Source organism: Microcoleus sp. PH2017_35_SFW_U_B, assembly GCF_020737865.1.
In the GTDB taxonomy this organism is placed as follows: Bacteria; Cyanobacteriota; Cyanobacteriia; order Cyanobacteriales; family Microcoleaceae; genus Microcoleus.
The window spans coordinates 5843-26625 of record NZ_JAEQDE010000080.1 but is presented as its reverse complement, the minus strand read 5'-3'; the positions used below and the strand labels follow the sequence as shown (position 1 = coordinate 26625).

The window sequence follows — 20783 nt, the reverse complement described above, 5'->3', positions numbered from 1 at the left end:
GTGAAGAGTAAGGAATCAGGAAACAAGACTCCACATTTCCCGCTTCCTAATTACCTCTCTTACTAACCCTTAATCCTAAATTCTCATGTCTAATTCCGCAAACCCCCAACCAAATCCTGAAAATATGCAAACTATCAAAGCGCCCCCGGCAACGAAGATTCAGAGTAAGAAATCAGGCTTTTTGACTATTAAAGATGTATCAAAAGTCTACCCAAACCTGAAAGAACCAGAAAAACCTTTCGTGATTCTCGACGGTGTGAACCTGACGATTAATGAAGGCGAATTTATTTGTTTGATCGGTCACTCTGGCTGCGGCAAATCAACTTTGCTGAACATGATTGCGGGATTTAACGGGCCGACAAGCGGAGAAGTTGCTCTCGAAGGTGCGCGGATTACTGAACCGGGCCCCGATCGCATGGTGGTGTTTCAAAACTACTCGCTGCTACCGTGGCTGACTGCTACAGAAAACATCCACCTCGGTGTTGAAACTGTTTACGGGGATAAGTCCGCAGAGGAACACGACAAGATCGTCAAAGATAACCTGGAATTAGTGGGGCTGACAGAAGCTTGCAACAAAAGACCGGGCCAGTTGTCGGGCGGTATGAAACAGCGGGTGGCGATCGCCCGAGCCCTGGCAACTCGTCCCAAACTGCTGATTTTGGACGAACCCTTCGGAGCACTAGATCCGATTACTCGGGAAGAATTGCAGGAAGAATTGCTGAAAATCTGGCACGAGTACAAAATTACGATCGTCATGATTACTCACGATATTGATGAAGCTTTGTTTTTAGCCGATCGCATCGTGATGATGACCAACGGCCCTGCTGCATCAATCGGCGAAGATATGCACATTCCCTTCAGCCGTCCCCGCAACCGCACGCGGATGATGGAAGACCCGAAATACTACGAACTCCGCAACTTTGCTTTAGAATTCCTGTTCTCTCGCTACGCCCACCACGAAGAGGACACAACGGACTCAGAAATGGCACCCGTCGTCCTGCCATTACCCGCTAGCAAAAAGCCTGGGGCTACTGCTGACAAGCCCATGCCACCGGTATCCTTTGTGCCTCACGCTGCACAACCCTTAGAAGCCTCGCCAATCAAAGGTGGCGTCCTGGCAATCTCGTGGTTGGTAACAATGGCAACTTTAGCTGCTGTCAATACATCTGCTGTTTCCAGCCAACTCAAGCAAGCCAAGCTAGCAGAAACTGCACCAGCACCAACTGCGGCGGCGGTTGTCAGTTCTCCTCCCAGCCCTGCACCGATTGCTGCCAGTCCTGCACCAATTGCAGCCAGTCCTGCATCCATTGCCAGTCCTGCATCCATTGCCAGTCCTGCACCGAGTGCTGCTGCAAGTCCTGCATCCATTGCCAGTCCTGCACCGAGTGCTGCTGCAAGTCCTGCATCCATTGCCAGTCCTGCAACCTCACCCACCAAGGCAGCAAGCAGTGCAGGTTCAGGAATTTCGGACAAAGCTGAACTTGATGCGATCGGAAATCAGTTGTATGCACGAATTGACGAAAATTGGAAAACAACTCCGACATTTACCCAAAGTTTGACCTATCGAGTCAAAGTGAAACAAAACGGAGATATCGTACAGTTCGAGCCCACAAATAAAGCAGCTAAAGATTTCCTCAAAGAAACTCCTCTGCCGACTTTGCAAACTCCTGCCGGTGCCGCAGCAGGCGCTCAAAAAACTGCTGATTTCCAAGTAACGTTTAGCCCCACCAGCGGTGGCGGCGGCTTATTAGAAGTTAAAACCGCGAAATAGGTGACTTATACCATTTTTGCATTGGATAGTTGAAGATTTTCGATTGAGAAGCCGATCGCCTCGGCTCGATCGACTACTATAAAATAGGTTTGTAGTGAGGACTTTAGTCCTTCTTTCGGCGGACTAAAGTCCTCACTACAAACCTATCCGAGTGCGATCGCGAGTTTAACTAAAGATAGCGGTTAATTTGAAATCAGGGTATTTTCCGCTTATGTAAAGCATTTCCGGGGTAATTTAGTAATTATTGATACATTATTTGTAGGAGTCCTCAGTTCCAACTATAATGACGAATTACGAATTATCCATGAGCTTTCAAAAATTAGCATCTAAAATCACCAGATGGAAACTATAAAAACTCTTTGTCCTTACTGCGGTGTAGGTTGCGGTCTAGAAGTTGTTCCCGACAAAAAACAAACTTGGAAAGTGCGGGGCGATCGCAATCACCCATCGACTCAGGGCATGGTTTGTATCAAGGGAGCAACGGTAACAGAGTCCATTCGCAGCGATCGGCTACTTTATCCGATGATGCGAGAGACTCTCGACCAGCCGTTCCGTCGCGCTAGCTGGGACGAAGCTCTCAATGCCATTGTTGACCGCATCCAGGCAATTCGCAGTACCAGTGGGCCAGATGCTTTGTGCGTTTACGGTTCAGGTCAATTCGCTACAGAAGATTATTATGTTGCCCAGAAACTCATGAAAGGTTGTCTGGGCACTAATAATTTTGATGCGAATTCTCGTTTGTGTATGTCTTCAGCGGTTTCGGGATACGTTCAAAGTTTTGGTTCGGACGGGCCGCCTTGCTGTTACGACGATTTAGAATTAACAGATTGCGCTTTTATTATCGGCAGCAATACAGCGGAATGCCATCCAATTGTATTCAATCGATTAGTAAAGTACCACAAAAAACATCCCGATGTCAAGATAGTTGTGGTAGATCCGAGGCGGACTCCGACTGCTGAAGTCGCAGATTTGCACTTGGCAATTAAACCAGGGACGGACATAGATTTACTCAATGGAATGGCATATTTGCTGTTGCGGAGGCAAGCAATAGATCCTGAGTTTATTCAAGAATGCACGGCAAATTTTTCAGCTTTTGCTGAAGTTCTCAGCAGCTATACGCCGGAGTTTGTAGCCTCGCGCTGCGGCATTACTGTCAGCGAGTTAGAAACTGCTGCCAACTATTGGGAACAGTCACAACGGGTTTTGTCTCTGTGGTCGATGGGAATTAACCAGTCCTCCGAAGGTACGGCAAAGGTGCGATCGCTAATTAATTTGCACTTGATGACTGGTCAAATCGGCAAACCGGGATCTGGCCCGTTTTCCCTCACAGGCCAGCCAAACGCGATGGGAGGCCGGGAAGCTGGAGGACTTTCTCACTTACTTCCAGGCTACCGCTTTGTCAAAAATGACGAACACAGAACCCAAGTCGAGGAGTTTTGGGGAATCGCACCGGGAAGCATTTCGCCGAATCCAGGCCGCAATGCTTGGGATATGATTACCGGTTTGGAAACTGGCGATGTTGAGTTGTTGTGGATTGCCGCCACCAATCCGGTGGTGAGTATGCCGGATTTGGAACGGACAAAAGCTGCTTTGTTGCGATCGCCCTTGACGATTTATCAAGAAGCATACTATCCCACCGAAACCTCAGCCTACGCTCACATCCTGCTGCCGGCAACCCAGTGGAGCGAAAAAACCGGAGTGATGACGAATTCCGAACGCCGCGTGACGCTTTGTCCCGGTTTCGATGAACCATCCGGCGAAGCGCGCGACGACTGGAAGATTTTTGCAGAAGTCGGCCGCCGGTTGGGTTTTGCCGAACACTTTGCTTTCGACAGCAGCGCCGATATATACAAAGAATACGTGCAGTTGACACGCGATCGTCCCTGCGACGTAACAGGCCTCAGCCATGAATATTTGCGCCTTCAAGGCCCCCAACAGTGGCCATGTCCCGAAAATCAGCCTGTGCATCCAGCGACTGAAGCTAAACGGCTGTATACTGACAGGCGTTTTCACACTCCTGACGGGCGGGCGAGATTTTCGGCCTATCACTCCCGGGGACTAGCAGAACCACCAGATCCCGACTATCCGTTTGTGTTAACCACAGGAAGAGTTTACGGACATTGGCACACGATGACTCGGACTGGGAGAACAGAGAAAATCAATAAATTGCACCCAGATCCGTTTTTGGAAATTCACCCGCGCGATGCTGCTAAATTGCAGATTAAGGAGGGTGATTTGCTAGAAGTTCGATCGCGCCGCGGTAAGGCTCAGTTTCCAGCAAAAGTCACCAAGGCGATCGCCCCTGGTACGCTATTTGTACCGATGCACTGGGGTTCTCTGTGGGCAGAAAGTGCTGAAGCCAATGCCATGACTCATGCTACAAGTTGTCCAGATTCCAAACAGCCCGAGTTAAAAGCTTGTGCGGTGCAGTTAGTGCTGATTGGGGCAGAAGTGGCCGCAGAAGTTGGGGAGTTTAATTGGGCAAAATCCACCGTCACGGTCAATTCTTGAGTTGCCGTCCAACTTTACCTTGGTTTCTTGCCACAGACTCAAATAAAATTCTAGTTTTTTTGTCAATAAACCCAGTTTCTTAGCTATGGCTGAGGCACAATAGCAGGGTACTCTACAGCAATCAAGACCTTTGTCAGTCGATTTTCTATTTTTCGATTTTCCATTTTTTGATTTACTCCACAGATGCAATCTGGGAGTTGGAACTTTGGCGTTGGCCGTTCGCTTGTCGAAGGGTCTCAAATTTTGGGATCTCCACGACTTAAGTCCGGGGCTTGTACCTGTTTTTGGGCAAGGTTATCGAGTAATTTTGAGTTATTACCAGAAAGAATTGGTTGAAAGCCCGCCCGTCTTTGAGGGAGAAATTAAAATCAGACTATTCATTACTCCAATCCTCGGACTTCCAGGTAGAGGTCGCTCTCAAACAGTCAACAGTCAACAGTCAACAGTCAACTGTTGAAGCACCCGACAAGCTGCGTTCTCCCGCAGAGTTCGCGAATCAAGAAAATTAAATTTATTTTTTCTAGTTTTTCCTGCTTTATTCGGGGTTTTTCCTGATTCCTTGTTCCTGATTCCTGATTCCTGATTCTTTATTCCTTATTTTTAGTCGATCGAGCGGATCGGAAAAATTGCAGTTTGCACCTATAGGTGCTATGCTATTTTTATAAGGCTTTATTTTCGGCAGTACAGTTCGTTCGATCGGCGTTCCTCCGGATTTAAATCTCTACAACCTCGATTCTGGAGAATGTTCAATGTCAATCTATGTCGGCAATTTATCCTACGAAGTAACGCAGGAGCACCTCAACCAAACTTTTGGAGAGTACGGCACAGTAAAGCGCGTTCAATTGCCTGCTGACCGCGAAACAGGTCGGATGCGGGGCTTCGCTTTCGTAGAAATGTCTACTGAAGCAGAAGAAGCCGCAGCCATTGAGGCTCTTGACGGTGCTGAGTGGATGGGTCGCGACCTCAAAGTCAACAAGGCAAAACCCCGCGAAGAGCGCGGTTCTTCCAACAGCGGCAACTGGGGCAACAACGACCGCTCTTCTCGCCGCTACTAAACCACCCAAGCTAAAAATTTAGCTTGGTCGTGTGTTCGACAGGGCGAAAATGCAGTCAACAATCCTTATCTGTTGAGAATAAGTAGTTGATTGTGCGATCGTACCGTGTCTGAAAGTCCTCAAACTCTTGATAAGCTAGAGTTTGAGGTTTTTTTATTTGCAAAATTTCTGAATCGGGAAATGGACTGTGTGCGATCGATTTCGGAGCTGACCCGAAAGCCTGTAAAATATAACGGGCAGAAAAAATAACCTTCCTCAGACTCCGGTTTTCCGAGGGAAACAAGCAATCACAGAGTTTCGGGATTGCCAAGTGTACCGAAGAATGACAGAATGATCGACGATCGCTAAATCATCGGTATGCTGAAAAAACTATTTAGGCAAATTTCTAAGTTTGGCAGTGATGAACAATTTCTGCATTTTACAGAAAATGTAGAAGTCATAATATCCAAAATTTTATCGCTGGCGATGATTTTGGTAATTATAATCAGCGTTTGCGATTTGCTGATTTATTTAGCAAAAGAATTGTTTAACGACCACGAGAGTTTTTTATTAAAAGATACGTTGTTTGTCATATTCGGGTTGTTTTTAAATGTTTTAATTGCCCTGGAAATCTTGGAAAATATTACAGCTTATCTGAAAAAGCACGTAATTCAAGTAGAGCTAGTTATTGTAACTTCTTTGATAGCAGTATCTCGAAAAATAATCATTCTTGACCTAGAAAAAAAAACAGCAGCCGACTTGATTGGTTTAGCAGCAGCCATTTTTGCGCTTTCCATCAGTTACCTGATAGTGCGGTTTGCCAATAAAGCAAATGATTAATATTGGTCATTAGTCATCAGTCATCAGTCATTAGTAATTCGGAATTGGGAATTGTCATCAATAACTAATACCCAATCCGGCTTTGCTTGAAAAATCCTTTCCTTTCTTGTCTAGAAAAATGGGCGGTTGAAACCGCCGTCTTGCCTAGATGTCTTCCAATAAACCAGCAGGAGGCACAATTTCAATTCTGCCTTTCTCCAAGTCAACAATTGGCACAATCTCTTGCACAAAAGGAATCAAAATTTTCGTTGATTTAGGTTCTTTAACCCGGATTTTCCGTGGTTTGCGGGTATTTCTGGGGTCAGCATTTGCTGTGGGAGTTTCCGGGCGTTTTGGCTTAGCTACTCCTGGGGGGACAACTTCCGGCGCTGTGAGATTAGTTTCTACCTCTAAAAGGTCGTTACCTGCGGGGATAATATCGCTTACCTTACCTAGGATTTCCCCGGTTAACTGGTTAAAAACTTCCATACCAAGCAAATCTTGGACGTAAAACTCACCAGCTTCGAGGTAAGGTCGATCGCCCTTTTCGATTAACAACTTACAGCCCCGCAGCGCTTCAGCGCCATCGCGGTCTTCTACACCCTCCACCTCTACAGCATACAACCCTTTGCCTGGAATGTAGCGACCGCCCAAAAACTCGATCGGTTCCGGTTCAGTTTTCTTAGGGCGCAAAAGCCACCGCCTCCCCGGTTCAATAAACCTTTCCGGGAAATCCGAATCGGGATAGACTCGCACTTCCCCGTATAAACCTTGAGCTGCTACAATTGTACCGATTTCTATCCACTCAGACATAAATTCTCTTACTCAAATTGCTAATAATTAGTCATTAGTCATTAGTCATTAGTCATTAGTGACTGGTAATTGGTAATTGGTAATTGGTAATTGGTAATTGCTAATTGGTAATTGGTAATTGGTAATTGCTAATTGGTAATTGGTAATTGGTAATTGGTAATTGGTAATTGGTAATTGGTAATTGCTAATTGGGTAATTCTCCCCCTCTCCCTCTCTCCCCCTTCTGACGGGTGTAGGTTTTTTGGTAAAAGCCTTATCCCATAAGAGTTTGAGATTTTAAGATGCAAAAGCCCAAAACCTTTGCACTGTCTAAATTTGCTGGGTTTTGCCAGGGGAAAACCTACACCTGTCAGCTCTCCCTTTCTCCCCATCTCCCCCTCTCCCCCTCTCCCTTCTTCCCTCTTTACCGAAAAATTGGGTTTAAAGCCTCGTCCTTCTAGGACGACTTTTCGAGAGTGTTCTGATAAGTTCGCCAACAATATCGGACTTGGTTCGACTATTCTGTTTGGCGTATTCCTCAAGCATATCCATCTGGGCCTCTGATACTCTGATGTACAATTCTTTCTTTGCCATTTTGTGTACAGATGTGGTACACTAATTATAGTGGATAGGGTAATCAACCACTTAAAAAACCCAGTCGCCGAGAGGCACACTGAACAAGAGAAAATTGAATCTATGCGGTTCTACTGCATTTTTCTAGACTCCACCTCGCAGTAGGTAAAAGATTCAGAGGAGCTAGACGAACAGTTTTTTTGAGACATATCGTTTCAAATTAAAAAAGAACTTGGAGCAATCCAACTAGGGTAGGGCATACCCGAAGTCGCTTGGGGAGAGTCCCACCTCGCTTGCTAGACACTGCAAGGTATCTAGGTTAAGTGGTCTCGTTGAGCCAAGAATCCCCGCACCTTAAGGTCGGGGAGTGTCAAACCAACCCCGTTCTCAGCGCTACAACTGCTGCTTGCACGCGATCGTCCACAGCCAACTTATTCATAATACCGCGAACATGAGTTTTAATAGTATTTGGACTCAAATAAAGTGCCGCCGCTATCTCCGGATTGCTGTTACCTTCCACCATTAACTTTAACACCTCTAATTCCCGCTGTGACAATTGGCCAAAAGTAGTTGTAGAGGCTGGTGTAGGCGGTTTGAGGTGATCGATGACAGTCCGAGCAATTTGAGGATCGAGGTAAGTAGCCCCCTCTGCTGCCGCTGCAATCGCTGCTAACAGCCTGTCTACGGAAGCACCTTTAATACAATAAGCATCAGCACCGCTTGAAAGGGCAGCAATAATTTCAGTTTCAGCGGTATGAGAAGTTAACATTACCACTCTAACTTCCGGCAGTTGTGCTTTAATTTGCTGCGTCGCTGCTATGCCGTCCAGTCGCGGCAAACCGATATCCATTACAATAATATCTGGTTTCAGCTTCAGTGCGGCGGCTACGCCTAAATATCCATCTTCTGCTTGTCCTACTATTTCTATTTCTGGGGAATCGGCTAAAACTTGCTCTAATCCCAGTTGCATCATCGGATCGTCTTCAACAATTAGAATTTTCATTGTTAATTGGGAATGGGGAATTGGGAATTGGGAATTGGGAATTGGGAATTGGGAATTGGGAAGGGGGAATTGGGAATTGGGAATTGGGAATTGGGAATTGGTAGGTTCTCAACAATAACAAATAACTAATAACTGCCAACTGCCAACTGACTACTGACTACTGACGGGAGCATCTCTGTTTTGCATTTATTATAGTAATGAGATGCTCCCCAACTGCCAACTGTCAACTGACAACTGTCAACTGTCAACTGTCAACTAACTTTTAAAACTTCTACAAATTCACCAGGCAAAATCCAGGTTTCCGATGCGGGCAAAACTGCTAAACCAGTCGTATTTGCGAGGTTAATTAAATTTGCTGAATTTTGGCTGCCGCTTGCAGGTTCAAATTCCCAGAATCCGGCAACTAAATGTAGTTTACCCCAAACATAAGTTTCGCGCTTGCCTGGCGATCGCAATTCAACATCACATCGAGCCCGCACAAACTCCGGGCCCCAAGCATCCGCGCCCAGCCCAGACATCTTTCGCAAAGCAGGCACAACAAACCGCCAACAGCATACTAAAGCCGAAACTGGATTTCCCGGCAAACCAAAATAGAGACAATCCGAACTCGCAATCGGCAAATCTGATTTTTCTTCATCTCGTTTAAATGCAGCGACAGTCAAAGGTTTACCGGGCTTAATCGCCACAGAACTAATGTGAACTTTGCCTTGCAACTCCGCCAATATTTGCTCGATATAATCGTAATCTCCTACCGAAACGCCACCCGTAGAAAGCACCACATCTGCTGTCGAAATAGCCTGAGCGATTGCCTCCTTTAGCGCATCTTTACTATCAGGAATAATCCCCAATCGAATCGGTTCAAATCCCATTTGAGTCAACAACACTGTCAAAGCATACTGATTTGAATCTACCAGTTTACCGTAAGTCAAAGTTTTGTCTGGCGATACCAATTCGTCACCCGTAGAAAAAATAGCCACCCGCAAACGCCGATAAACTGGAACTTGAATGCACTGTGCAGTTGCTAATACTGCCATTTCTGGGGCGTTGATAACTGTACCCGGAGTTAGTAAATTTGTTCCTGCTTGATAAAAAGTGCCTTTGTGCCTGACAAATGCTTGTGGCTTTTCAGGAGAAACTAAGATAAAAATGCGATCGCCCTCACGCCTCGTTTCTTCCTGCATTACCACCGTATCAGCACCATCTGGCATCATCGCGCCCGTAAAAATTCGGGCTGCTTGGCCCGATTGCACGGTAGTTTGAGGCTGATATCCGGCTGGAATCTCCTCGACTACTTCGAGTACCGCAGGTTTTTCGGCGCTGCAATTTTCCACATCAGCAAACCGCACCGCATAGCCATCCATTGCCGAATTGTCCCAATAAGGAAAATCGAGGGAACCGGTGACGGGTGCAGCCAAAATGCGCCCCGATGCTGCCAACAAGTCTACAATTTCTACATCCCGCTGACTGTCGAGGGATTGCGCCAAATTTAGAACGATAGATTCTGCTTCTTTTACGGACAGCATCAGTGTCACCCAGTTTAACAAGACTCTTCTTAGTTTAGCAAATCAGCAGCTATAGTGGAAATGTATTTTTTGATTCCTCTGCGGTAAACCGTTTTTTGTCGTCCTTAGCTTATGACTATTTTTCGCTCAGCTTTTCGACTCAATTGTTTATCTCTATTTGTGGTGGGATTTCTGGTTGTCCTGACTCAACTTTCAGGCTTGCAAGTCAGCGATTTATTCTTTCACCCTTTTTTCTCCCCCAATCCCAATGTGGCTTTATTAACTCGAACCTTTCAAATCTTATGTGCTGTGCCAGTTATTGTTTGTAGCTTTAGCTATGGATTGGCTAAAACTATGCAACTGCGCCCTACGGAAACTCGATTTATTCTGTTCTCTGCTTTGTTGACAGGCGCATTTCTGCTCAATGAAATTTACAGGATTCATCTATATATTAGCGCCTTGGGAATTCCTAAGTTAGGAGTTAGTTTGTTGTACGCTATATTTGTGTTCTCCTACGGATGGTTTTTTCGGCGAGAACTACAGTCTACTCCCTACAAAATATTGTTGGCTGGGTTGGGATTGTTGTTTTTTGCGATCGGCATGGACGCGCTGAAGTTAGAAGGCAAGATCTTAGCTAGTTTATTAGAAGGGGTTCCTAAGTTATTGAGCGAAATCAACATTGCATTTTATTATTGGTATGTCTGCAAATCTTTCCTGGAAAAAAGTTTTCATAACAAGATGAACGCGTCATTATAACTTTGTGATATAATGCCAACACAAGTATTTCGCAAAATCTTCCGGCTTCAAAAATAGCATTCTCCGGTTTGCGATTTACACAACCTGCATCGCTCGGCCTTTATCTGCGGTTACAATAGTCCAAGTGCAGCCTCTAAAATATCATGCTAGCAGTTACTATCAACTTTAATGCGATCGCCCAAATCAACGACGACCAATTTTATCAACTGTGTCGCCAAAACCCCGAGGTCAAATTTGAACGCAACGCCCAAGGAGAAATAACCGTTATGTCACCCACAGGAGGAGAAACTGGAAATTACAATTTTGAAATATCTATTGATTTTGGAATTTGGAACAGACGAACTAAACTAGGAGTTTGTTTCGATTCTTCAACTTGCTTCAAACTCCCCAGCGGTGCCAATCGTTCCCCCGATGTTTCTTGGATTAAACAAGAAAGATGGGATGCACTCACTCCCGAAGAAAAACAAAAATTTCCTCCGATTGCCCCAGATTTTGTTTTAGAGTTAATGTCGCCGACAGACAGTCTAAAAGATGCTCAAGACAAAATGCAAGAATACATGGAAAACCAAGTAAAATTAGGCTGGTTAATCAACCGTAAAACGCGCAGAGTTGAAATCTACCGCGAAGGACAAGAAAAAGAAATTATCGAATGTCCCGCAGAACTTTCTGGAGAACACATTTTGCCCGGTTTCGTGCTAAACTGGCAAGCAGTATGGATGTAAATAGACATTCTGTACTGATCGGCGTTGATTTGGGTTCATCTGCGGTTAAAAGAAAAGAAATATCATGGAAACCAATACAGAAACAACTACAACGACGTGCTTATTAAATCAAGAGGGCTGAAGCCCAACAACGTACCTAATCTTTGTGAGAACCGCTATAACTAGACATTCTCCATTTATCAGCGTTGATTTGCGTTCATCTGCGGTTAAAAGAAAAGAAATATCATGGAAACCAATACAGAAACAACTACAACGACGGGCTTAACAGCCGAACAACACAAACAAAAAATGCAGCGCCGACAAGAAGTTCAGGCGCAGCGAATTGCTAATGCTGCTGAAGATAAAGGTTTGATAATTGTGAATACGGGTAACGGTAAAGGCAAAACTACGGCTGCTTTAGGCATGGTTTTGCGATCGCTCGGTCACGGCTACCGCGTCGCCATAGTACAATTTATCAAAGGAGCTTGGGAACCGGCAGAGAAAGCTGTTTTTGAACTCTGGGAAAATCAGCTAGAATTTCATGCGATGGGTGAAGGCTTTACTTGGGATACGCAGGATCGCGATCGAGATATTGCTACAGCTCAAAAAGCCTGGGATAAAGCTGTAACCTTTATCTGCAATCCTGAGTTTAGGTTGGTCTTGCTAGATGAAGTCAATATAGCATTAAAGTTGGGTTATTTGCAAGTCGAACAAGTGCTCGCAGCCTTAGAACAAAAACCCAAAGACTCTCATGTAATTCTCACCGGCAGAGGCGCGCCACCCGAATTAATTGAACGCGCCGATTTGGTGACGGAAATGACTTTGGTTAAGCATCCATTTCGAGAACAAGGTATTAAGGCTCAAGCTGGTATTGAGTATTAGTTTTGATTGCTAAGCTGTCGCGCAAATAAACATTGCATATTCGGGACGGGCTAGAAGCCCATCCCACAAGACTTGGATTATTTATTGACATACAGTTTAAATGCCGCAACAGCTTAAATCTTCAATTTTTTCAAGAATTGCAAATCTTGCCACGCTTGAATGACATTGCCTTGCATTAAAGCGGCTAAACCGTTTAAAATTCTAATTTCCGGTAGGTTGGGGTTGAGGGCGAGTGCGGGTTTTAAGGCTGTTTCAGCGGCTTTTGGGTGCCAGCCGTAAATCTGGACGAAGGCGAGATAAGCGTAAGCATAGGGGTTTTGAGAGTCTAGTTGGGTGACTTTTTCTAAAGCCGCGATCGCACTTTCGACATTTTGCTGCAATACTCTAGAAAATGCCAAAGCATAGGCGAATTCTAGATTGTTCGGTTCCTGCTTCAGCCGATATGCTAACGCTTGTTCCGCTTGTGCGGTATAATCTTGAGTTGGATCGTACTGATTGATCCGTCCAATCTGCTCGAATACTGGTTCTAAACCGGGCAATCCTTTGGGTAAATTAACCGCCATCGCCCGCAATTGAGTTACCAAATCTAACTCGGGCGTATCTTCATTTGCTGGGACTTGCTCGGCGATTTTCAATTTTTTATCGTTTTCGTTATCCGTGCGAGTCTGGGAAGCAATAACCTCGGGCTGAGCGTCGATTTTAAGCGTTACCTGCGGCACATTGATTGGATAAGTTTCCCCGGTTTTGCGATTGAGATAAGTCGCTTGCAGATTGTAACTTCCCGGTGCAATATTAGCAGGAGTTAGCATCGCCGTGCGATCGACTACTCGAAACCCCACAGCAAATTTATCGGCTTCCAGCATTCCCGGATGCAAAGTTGCCTGGCCGATCGCGCGATCGTGTAAAATCCTCACAGTCTGTCCCGGTGCAACATCGCCCGACTGCTGATTTTGCCACGTTAACAAGACTAAACCAGACTGCAACTGCTGCCAAGGCCCAGACCAAGTATAAGTCACCGGCAACGCTATACCGGGAACCGGTTTTGCCAAAACAGTCACCTGCTCTAATTGTACTTGCGATCGCGCTTCAGGCAACGGCTGTATTTCCACCGCGTGCAACTGCTTGCGGTAAAGATTCAAATTAGTATTGTCAGGCAAAACCCAACTTTTTTGCAAGTTAAACTTACCACCAGTTTCAATCGCCGCCACCGCTGCATTTTGAGCTTTTTTAATCCGTTCCCGAATCGAACCTTGCGGGCCAGTTTTGGTAACAAACCAAGAAAGCGATCGCACATCTTGTGGCACTTCTTTTAAATTCGTTCCCACCTGTCGCCCGTAAACCTGAAAATTCGCCAAAGCACCGTAATAATTCAAATTGTGCTGGTTAATTTCCGGTGTGGAAGGCAACACGCCCAAAGTCGATTGCAAATAAGGTTCGGTATCAATAATTTCGGCAATTACTTCTTGGTGCGGCCACTGTTTACCTAAATAAGGATAGCTAGAATTGCCGGGACTGACAACTTGAACGGAGTTGTTTCCCAAACCACCGCCCAGCGGCCAGATATGGAACAGCATCGCTAGGATTCCTAAGCCAATTGTTCCCCAACGAATTTGCTTTCCCCAACGCTGCGGCCACAGGGTTAAACAGTAGGCTAAAAATATTGCTAATATTGGTAAATAAGGTATCACATATCGGTCATCTTTGTTGATATTTAGGGAATTAATTAAATAAGCTCCTATCCAAAATACCCCCAGCCACCGACAGGAGTCAAGGTACAAGATTGACTGACTATCGGCTCGATTTCGCCAATAATAGAGTATAAATCCGACTAAGGGAATCAGTAACAGAGGCCAGGAAACGTGTTCTGGTAAGTGCTGAATATAGTAAATCCAAGCACCGATCGTATTCAGGCCCGGATCTCCTTCGGCGATCGCAGAATCGAACGTTGCCCGTTTTCCCCCGGTCAAAATTAACAGCCAATTGGTTTTTGCCCACGGGCCAAACACGGCAGCAGACAGCAACAATGCACCAGCTAATTGAGCTAATCTTCCCCATGCTTTTTGTCGCACTGCACCAACTGCTAACCACAGAATCGGTGTAAACAAAAATAATACTGTAGTGTGTTTAACTAATATTGATAACCCTAGAGAAATTCCAAAGGCGATCGCCCAGAAGAAAGATAATCGATTCAGGTAAAATATTTTACGATTTTCCTGATTTTTTCTCTCCGTTATATATACGGCAAAATCCGCTGCCGCATTTTCTTGTTTCTTCCACATTGTCAGACAATAGAAACAAAAAGTAATCGCAGCAGTTAGGGGGAAATCTAGCAAAAATTGCAAGCGGAAGCGATAAAGTCCCGGTAACAAAACGCAAATAGCAGCAGCCCATAAACCAACTTGTCGATTAAATAATTTGGTGCCCAAATTGTAGACTGAGGCGAGCAGAATAGCACTAAATAATAAATGAACGAGGGTTGCCCGATCGCCCCCAGTACCAAAAATATGCAGAAACGGCACCGTTAAGATGTACACCAAGGGCGGAATCTTCGTCGAAAGCAGCCAGAAACTTGTCCACCAGTCGCCGGAAAACCACTGAGGATGCTGCAACGCCTGTAAGTAATTCAGCGTGCTAGTGAGGTATTCTGCTTGATCCCAGGCGGGTACAGATCGATCGCAGGCAAACCAGAGGCGATCGCTAATTGCCCCCAGCAGCCAAATTATGCCTAAGATCAGCATACTCTTGCCCCGGCTGTCCCGATGTTCCTGTGCCATTGCGATTTTTGGATTTTAGCTTGCAGTTTTTAGCTTACAGGTGGGCGGTTCCGGGCGCTCTAAAAATTATTTTGAAAAAGTGCTTGCTAAATTCCGTATGTGTCTGCTAAGGTAGTTAAGCGTAAAAAAACAAGCCGAGATAGCTCAGTTGGTAGAGCAGTGGACTGAAAATCCACGTGTCCGGAGTTCAAATCTCCGTCTTGGCATCGCAAAGCCCTCACAAAGTTGAGGGCTTTTTATTGGGGAAAATACGGGCTGTGCAGTCAATTATTTTTGAGTCAGATACGCTGCTAATTCTGGAATTTCACCAGCGCGCTGCCACTCGGCTTCACCGCGGCGTACTTTGGTGCGATCGGTAATTTGCTGCACATCTCGCAACTGTCGCTTAGTATAAGGCCCCTCGGCTTTACCGCTGCGGAATACGTACCACTGAGCCTGCTGTGACTTAGGCTTTTTAGTTGCTGACGCAGGTTTTCTGACAGGCTTCATCCGAGCATCGCCGAACTCGGCTACAAGTTGGTTGAGCTCGACTTCAATTGGATCGGCGGCGGGTAAATTACGATCGCGCGAGCTCTTTTTGGCCTCGGGCTTACCCCTAGCAATTTCTACTTCGCGACGCCAACCCCAAAAATGCCACTGCGCCACCCAAACTAGCGCCACGGCAGATCCTAACATCTCTTCTTCTGTTTCTGACCATGTTGACGGCTCTCCAAACAGCACAGAACCGATCGCACCAAAGACGATCGCACTCAAATTGAAATAAATTAGGTAGGTAGTATCATTCGCCGCTAAATGCCAACTGGTTGTATGCCGAACCAAAGATTGAGTAGCTGCTGTTTTGTTGTGTTTCCAAGCTGTGCGAGCTTGAACCCGACTGTAACCAGGAGAGTGGGCCGGCCACCACTTCGCGGCCCAATTAACTAAATGCGCCGACCAATACTGCAAAGCTGCATATCCGACTATGCCACTGAGAAATACAGAAATAACTAATAGAAAGGTCGTCAGTGGCAGCAGTTGTTTTGGCACCATTGGCGCCGTCACAAAAGTCAGCACAAAAAACGGCATACCGGTTAGTGTTGGTACTAACAGAAGTTGCAATATTTTAAGCAATTGTGCATAGAAAATCCAGAGGAATTTGACCAGAATTTTCAGCAGCCTTGCAAAGCGGAAGTGATACAAATAAGCCGATGCGATCGCAGTTCCGATAATTAAAGCAACAATTGAGCCCGAAGAGTCCCTCAGCGGCAGCATCAAAAAGGCGATCGCCGGAATTCCCATGACGATCGCAGCCGGCAGCGTCGCAAATGCGATAAACCCTTCCCTCCAGTGCAGCCAAGGCGATACTGTTACTGTCGGCGGTTGGTTCTGGCTGCGACTTTCCACCCACTCAGCAAATTTAGCTAATCCCCAATGGTAGAAAGCAAATAACGGGATTTGGCACAACCAAGCAAAGGCGATCGCGCCTTCGTCATAACTCCTGATGCTGCGCCAGTACGCTGTGCTAAATCTGTAGGAGTAGTAGTAATATCCAGGCAGCAGTACCGAAACAATTAGCCAAAAGCCACTGCTTAATGCAAAACCTTTTGCCCATGATGCAGGAAGGGGGAGGAACTTCGGCCAGTTATTCATGAGAGGGACAATTGAGGCGGATATCAATATTGTCCCACTACACTTGAGCTTCCGCAATTGCTTTAGCCTTCAGACAAAGTATTGGTTCATCCTTGAACCTCCCTCAGACAGATCCATATTTTAACAATAGCGCTACATCCGGGCACTCTCGATCGCCCCAAAACCCTTCCTGATTACAAATTCGATCGATTGTCACTGCTTTCTTCATCGCCACAATTGCTAAATTAACAACTCAACCGCGCTTTGACGATCGCATTAATATCGAACAAATTCCGATTTAGAGTCAACATAATTTTCCTTCTCTTTCCCTAAAAGCCTCGGAATCTCGATCGAACTCATGAAATACTCTGGCAATTTTTGATTGACAAAAAGGATTATTTCTAGTATGCAAGCTCGAAAATGGTGTTAAACTCATCTGACTCGGAGAATCACCCAGCCGGAAACAACAGGCTACAATCAATAATAGATTCTATTTCCATAACAATACTGTTTATAGCTTGAACTCCTCAGTGCCCTACAACAACACCTCAACTCAATCCTTTCAATTTGACTCAATTGACAGCGCCCTGGCAGACCTGAAAGCAGGTCGGATGCTGGTAGTAGTCGATGACGAAAACCGCGAAAACGAAGGCGACGTGATTTGTGCCGCCCAATTCGCCACCCCCGACAATATCAATTTCATGGCAGTACAGGCCCGGGGTTTGATTTGTCTGGCATTGACTGGCGATCGACTCGATCGCCTAGAACTGCCTCTCATGGTCAGCAAAAACACCGACAACAACCAAACCGCCTTCACCGTCAGCATCGATGCAGTCAACGGCGTCAGCACCGGCATCTCCGCCGAAGACCGCGCCCGCACCATCCAAGTAGCCATCCACCCAGATACCAAACCTCAAGATTTGCGCCGTCCCGGTCATATTTTCCCGCTGCGGGCGATCGACGGTGGCGTCCTCAAACGCGCCGGTCACACCGAGGCCTCCGTTGACCTCGCCAGACTCGCCGGCCTCTATCCCAGCGGCGTCATCTGCGAAATTCAAAACCCCGACGGTTCGATGGCGAGGTTGCCCGAATTGATCGAATACGCCAAAACCCACAACCTCAAAATCATCAGCATTGCTGACTTAATTAGCTACCGCCTCAAGCACGATCGATTTGTCCGCCGCGAAACAGTCGCCAAATTGCCGACTGAATTCGGCGAGTTTACGATCTACGCCTACCGCGACACTCAAGACAATTCAGAACACGTTGCCATTGTCAAGGGCGACCCGGCAGAATTTAAAGACAAACCCGTGATGGTGCGGGTGCATTCCGAATGTCTGACCGGAGATGCTTTGGGATCCCTGCGCTGCGACTGTCGGATGCAACTGCAAGCAGCACTGAAAATGATCGAAAATGCCGGTTGCGGCATCATAGTTTACTTGCGCCAAGAAGGTCGGGGGATTGGACTGGTCAATAAACTCAAAGCTTACTCGCTGCAAGATATCGGATACGATACCGTAGAAGCTAACGAACGCTTGGGCTTTCCCGCCGACTTGCGGAACTACGGCGTTGGAGCACAAATGCTTAACGATTTGGGAGTGGAAAAAATTCGGTTGATTACCAACAACCCGCGAAAAATTGCCGGTTTGAAAGGTTACGGCATTGAAGTAGTCGATCGCGTCCCCTTACTCATTGAAGCCACAGATTACAACTCGATCTATCTGGCAACCAAAGCCGAAAAACTAGGTCATATGCTGCTGCAAACTTATTTAGTCACAGTAGCGATTCAGTACGAAACGAAGGAAGAAGGAAGAAGGAAGAAGGAAGAAGGAAAAGAGGAAGATTCGGCCATTCAAAATCGGTACGAACACCTTGAGAAACTGCGGCATTTGGTAGCAAGTCGCGATTTACTACTGCAAGAAGAAGCGCGGCCGGTGGGAATAGCCCTGTTCGGAGAAAGCTCCCTCATCGTTCACCTCGGCTTCGACCAGGCCGGACTCGCAGCCCCCGATTGGTACAAAGATCCAAACCATCCTTACGTCAGGGCGATCGGGCAAATTCTTGAATCTATCAGCACAGAACCCGACTTGCAAACATTAGAATTCATGGTTTCCTCCGGCGCAGATCCGCTCAAAACCCTGCAAGTCCAGCTCGATCGCGAAAGCTTGCCCCTGGGACAAGTCGCGTCCGCCTGTGCGAAACTTCAACCTCAAAAAATCTATAGTTTTTCCGCTATTCCCGATTCTGCCCTCGGAATGTCAAGCTAAGGTCAAGACTAGAAAGGGCGAATCGATATGGAAATGAACGTTGGTGACTTTTTGCACCGGCTCGACCTCAGGGGACAACCGCTTAAAGGCACCAACCTCGGCGGTGCGGAACTCCGGGGAGCGAACCTCAGGGGAACAGACCTCCGAGAAACCAACCTGAGCGACGCAATTCTCAGGTATGCAGATCTGATCGAAGCCGATCTCACCCGCGCCAATCTTAGCGGGGCGGATTTAGCTGAGTCATTTCTGAATTTAGCCAACCTCACCAGAACCGATTTGACCGGTGCTGTCCTCCGAGAAGCTACTCTCGTAGGAGCAGAACTCACGGGAGCCAACCTCAAACAAGCAAGTTTGATCAAGGCCAATTTAGTTGGAGCCAATCTCCAGCAAGCCAACTTAACCAGAGCCAATCTCAGTGGAGCAGATTTGCGAGGCTCTCAGATGACTGGCGTTATTTTAGACAAGACAGTCTACAACAACCGGACAATGTTTCCCGACGATATTGACCCCGCTGCATTGGGAGCAATTTTGCTAGCTCCCAATGCCTCGCTCCCGGGCTTAAATCTGGCTATGGTAGATTTGACCGGAGCCGATTTAAAAGGAGCCGATTTGCGGCGGACAAACTTATACAAAGCTATTTTATTTGGAGCAAAGCTCGATCGGGCAAACTTAGCAGGAGCCAACCTCAGCGCAGCGGACTTGAGGGAAGCCAGTCTCAGCGGCGTCATTTTAGAAAAAGCTGTTTACAGCAACCAAACATTGTTTTCAGAAGGCATTGACCCCCGTCTGGGCGGAGCTTATTTAATTGCTCCTAATGTATCGCTGCAAGGGGTGAACTTAACCGGAGCCGACTTAAATGGGTCAGATTTAAGCGGAGCTAATTTGAGCGGTTCTAACTTGAGTTCGGTCAATCTCAAAAATGTAGACCTCAGTAAAGCTAGTTTAAAAAAAGCTTATCTCAAAGGTGCAAACTTGGAAGGAACAGACTTGAGAGGAGCCGATTTAAGCGGCGCAATTTTGCACCAAGTAAACTTGAGTTCTTCTGACCTCCGGGGTGTAGACTTAACAAGGGCTGACCTCAGCGGCGCTAATTTGAGCGATGCCGACTTGAGGGAAACAGATTTCACCGGAGCTACTTTGCTGTTCGCTAACTTGAGCGGCGCCGACTTGAGAGGTGTAGACTTGACAAAAGCCGACCTCAGCGGCGCGAAGTTAAACGAAGCTGACCTCAGAAAAGCAGATTTGATGAGAGTAAATTTGGAGGGAGCCGATTTAACTGAAGTAGACTTGAGCGATGCTCATTTATTCCGAGTTAATCTCAGAGGTGCTAACCTTAAAGGTGCAAATCTTAAAGGCGCAAGTTTAAAAGGGGTATCTTTGACTGATGCTTATTTGAGCGAAACGGATTTGACTGATGTAGATCTGAATCCGAGTTTCTTTGAACTACCATTAGAATCGGAATGGTAGTTGACAGTTGGCAGTTGGCAGTTGGCAGTTGGCAGTTGACAGTTAGCAGTTGGCCGTTGCTAGTTGCTAATAATTACGAAATAACAAATAAACAAAAACGAATCACAACTGACGAATCACAACTAACAACTGCCAACTAACAACCCAACGACCCGCGAGCGGGGAAGCTGACAACTAACAACTAACGGGAGCATCTCAGTTTTGCATATAGTGCGAGCGTCCCCGCTCGCGATTATACTGCTCGCGATTATACTGCTCGCGATTATACTGCTCGCGATTATACTGCTCGCGATTATACTGCTCGCGATTATACTGCTCGCGAT

17 protein-coding genes and 1 tRNA gene are annotated in these 20783 nt (G+C 46.3%); 12 read left to right on the top strand and 6 right to left on the bottom strand.

Annotated elements, in window-relative coordinates:
* The first annotated feature begins 85 nt into the window (after positions 1 to 85).
* The 5 genes from JGK36_RS22080 (at position 86) to JGK36_RS22060 (ending at position 6156) form a co-directional block, all read left to right on the top strand.
* Positions 86 to 1771 (top strand): nitrate ABC transporter ATP-binding protein, encoded by a 1686-nt coding sequence (locus JGK36_RS22080; RefSeq protein WP_293197334.1) that lies wholly within the window; start codon positions 86 to 88, stop codon positions 1769 to 1771.
* Between the two features lie 339 nt (positions 1772 to 2110).
* A complete protein-coding gene (locus tag JGK36_RS22075) occupies positions 2111 to 4282 on the top strand; it encodes a molybdopterin oxidoreductase family protein (RefSeq protein ID WP_293184231.1) in 2172 nt (723 codons plus the stop codon).
* Between the two features lie 130 nt (positions 4283 to 4412).
* Positions 4413 to 4739, top strand: a complete 327-nt coding sequence (locus JGK36_RS22070; RefSeq protein ID WP_293184233.1) for a hypothetical protein — start codon at positions 4413 to 4415, stop codon at positions 4737 to 4739.
* A 292-nt stretch (positions 4740 to 5031) separates the two neighbouring features.
* Positions 5032 to 5337 carry an RNA-binding protein gene (locus tag JGK36_RS22065; RefSeq protein WP_293148182.1) on the top strand — a complete coding sequence of 102 codons (306 nt, stop codon included), beginning with the start codon at positions 5032 to 5034 and terminating at the stop codon, positions 5335 to 5337.
* A 357-nt stretch (positions 5338 to 5694) separates the two neighbouring features.
* Positions 5695 to 6156 (top strand): phosphate-starvation-inducible PsiE family protein, encoded by a 462-nt coding sequence (locus tag JGK36_RS22060; RefSeq protein WP_293184235.1) that lies wholly within the window; start codon positions 5695 to 5697, stop codon positions 6154 to 6156.
* Between the two features lie 144 nt (positions 6157 to 6300).
* On the opposite strand, the gene rimM is transcribed toward JGK36_RS22060, so the two are convergent.
* The 4 genes from rimM to glp form a co-directional block, all read right to left on the bottom strand.
* Positions 6301 to 6948 carry a ribosome maturation factor RimM gene (rimM, locus tag JGK36_RS22055; RefSeq protein WP_293184237.1) on the bottom strand — a complete coding sequence of 216 codons (648 nt, stop codon included), beginning with the start codon at positions 6946 to 6948 and terminating at the stop codon, positions 6301 to 6303.
* A 48-nt stretch (positions 6949 to 6996) separates the two neighbouring features.
* On the bottom strand, positions 6997 to 7074 hold the full coding sequence (locus JGK36_RS22050; protein WP_293197336.1) for a hypothetical protein: 78 nt from the start codon (positions 7072 to 7074) through the stop codon (positions 6997 to 6999).
* A gap of 796 nt (positions 7075 to 7870) precedes the next feature.
* A complete protein-coding gene (locus JGK36_RS22045) occupies positions 7871 to 8503 on the bottom strand; it encodes a response regulator transcription factor (RefSeq protein WP_293197332.1) in 633 nt (210 codons plus the stop codon).
* Positions 8504 to 8754: 251 nt separating this feature from the next.
* Positions 8755 to 10026, bottom strand: coding sequence for a gephyrin-like molybdotransferase Glp (gene glp / locus JGK36_RS22040; protein WP_293197330.1), 1272 nt, complete (start codon positions 10024 to 10026; stop codon positions 8755 to 8757).
* A gap of 111 nt (positions 10027 to 10137) precedes the next feature.
* Here glp and JGK36_RS22035 point away from each other — a divergent pair, with 111 nt between their 5' ends.
* From JGK36_RS22035 to cobO, 3 genes are all read left to right on the top strand, one after another.
* Entirely contained in the window at positions 10138 to 10761 is a 624-nt protein-coding gene (locus JGK36_RS22035) for a hypothetical protein (protein ID WP_293197328.1), read from the top strand.
* Between the two features lie 143 nt (positions 10762 to 10904).
* Positions 10905 to 11483 (top strand): Uma2 family endonuclease, encoded by a 579-nt coding sequence (locus JGK36_RS22030; RefSeq protein WP_293197326.1) that lies wholly within the window; start codon positions 10905 to 10907, stop codon positions 11481 to 11483.
* Positions 11484 to 11708: 225 nt separating this feature from the next.
* Positions 11709 to 12344 (top strand): cob(I)yrinic acid a,c-diamide adenosyltransferase, encoded by a 636-nt coding sequence (gene cobO / locus JGK36_RS22025; protein ID WP_293148198.1) that lies wholly within the window; start codon positions 11709 to 11711, stop codon positions 12342 to 12344.
* 113 nt (positions 12345 to 12457) lie between these two features.
* On the opposite strand, the gene JGK36_RS22020 is transcribed toward cobO, so the two are convergent.
* Positions 12458 to 15118: a glycosyltransferase family 39 protein gene (locus JGK36_RS22020; protein ID WP_293197324.1), complete on the bottom strand. Its 2661-nt coding sequence runs from the start codon at positions 15116 to 15118 to the stop codon at positions 12458 to 12460.
* A gap of 133 nt (positions 15119 to 15251) precedes the next feature.
* On the opposite strand from JGK36_RS22020, the gene JGK36_RS22015 reads away from it, so the two are divergent.
* Positions 15252 to 15324: transfer RNA gene (locus JGK36_RS22015), tRNA-Phe, on the top strand.
* 61 nt (positions 15325 to 15385) lie between these two features.
* Here JGK36_RS22015 and JGK36_RS22010 read toward each other — a convergent pair.
* Positions 15386 to 16747, bottom strand: a complete 1362-nt coding sequence (locus tag JGK36_RS22010; RefSeq protein WP_293197322.1) for a DUF4339 domain-containing protein — start codon at positions 16745 to 16747, stop codon at positions 15386 to 15388.
* 509 nt (positions 16748 to 17256) lie between these two features.
* Here JGK36_RS22010 and ribBA point away from each other — a divergent pair.
* From ribBA to JGK36_RS21995, 3 genes are read left to right on the top strand one after another with little or no spacing between them, the layout of a single operon-like run.
* On the top strand, positions 17257 to 18993 hold the full coding sequence (gene ribBA, locus JGK36_RS22005) for a bifunctional 3,4-dihydroxy-2-butanone-4-phosphate synthase/GTP cyclohydrolase II (RefSeq protein WP_293197320.1): 1737 nt from the start codon (positions 17257 to 17259) through the stop codon (positions 18991 to 18993).
* Positions 18994 to 19026: 33 nt separating this feature from the next.
* Positions 19027 to 20460 carry a pentapeptide repeat-containing protein gene (locus JGK36_RS22000; RefSeq protein WP_293184260.1) on the top strand — a complete coding sequence of 478 codons (1434 nt, stop codon included), beginning with the start codon at positions 19027 to 19029 and terminating at the stop codon, positions 20458 to 20460.
* Entirely contained in the window at positions 20454 to 20600 is a 147-nt protein-coding gene (locus JGK36_RS21995; RefSeq protein ID WP_293184262.1) for a hypothetical protein, read from the top strand. The genes JGK36_RS22000 and JGK36_RS21995 overlap by 7 nt, the downstream gene beginning before the upstream one ends.
* Positions 20601 to 20783: the final 183 nt, after the last annotated feature.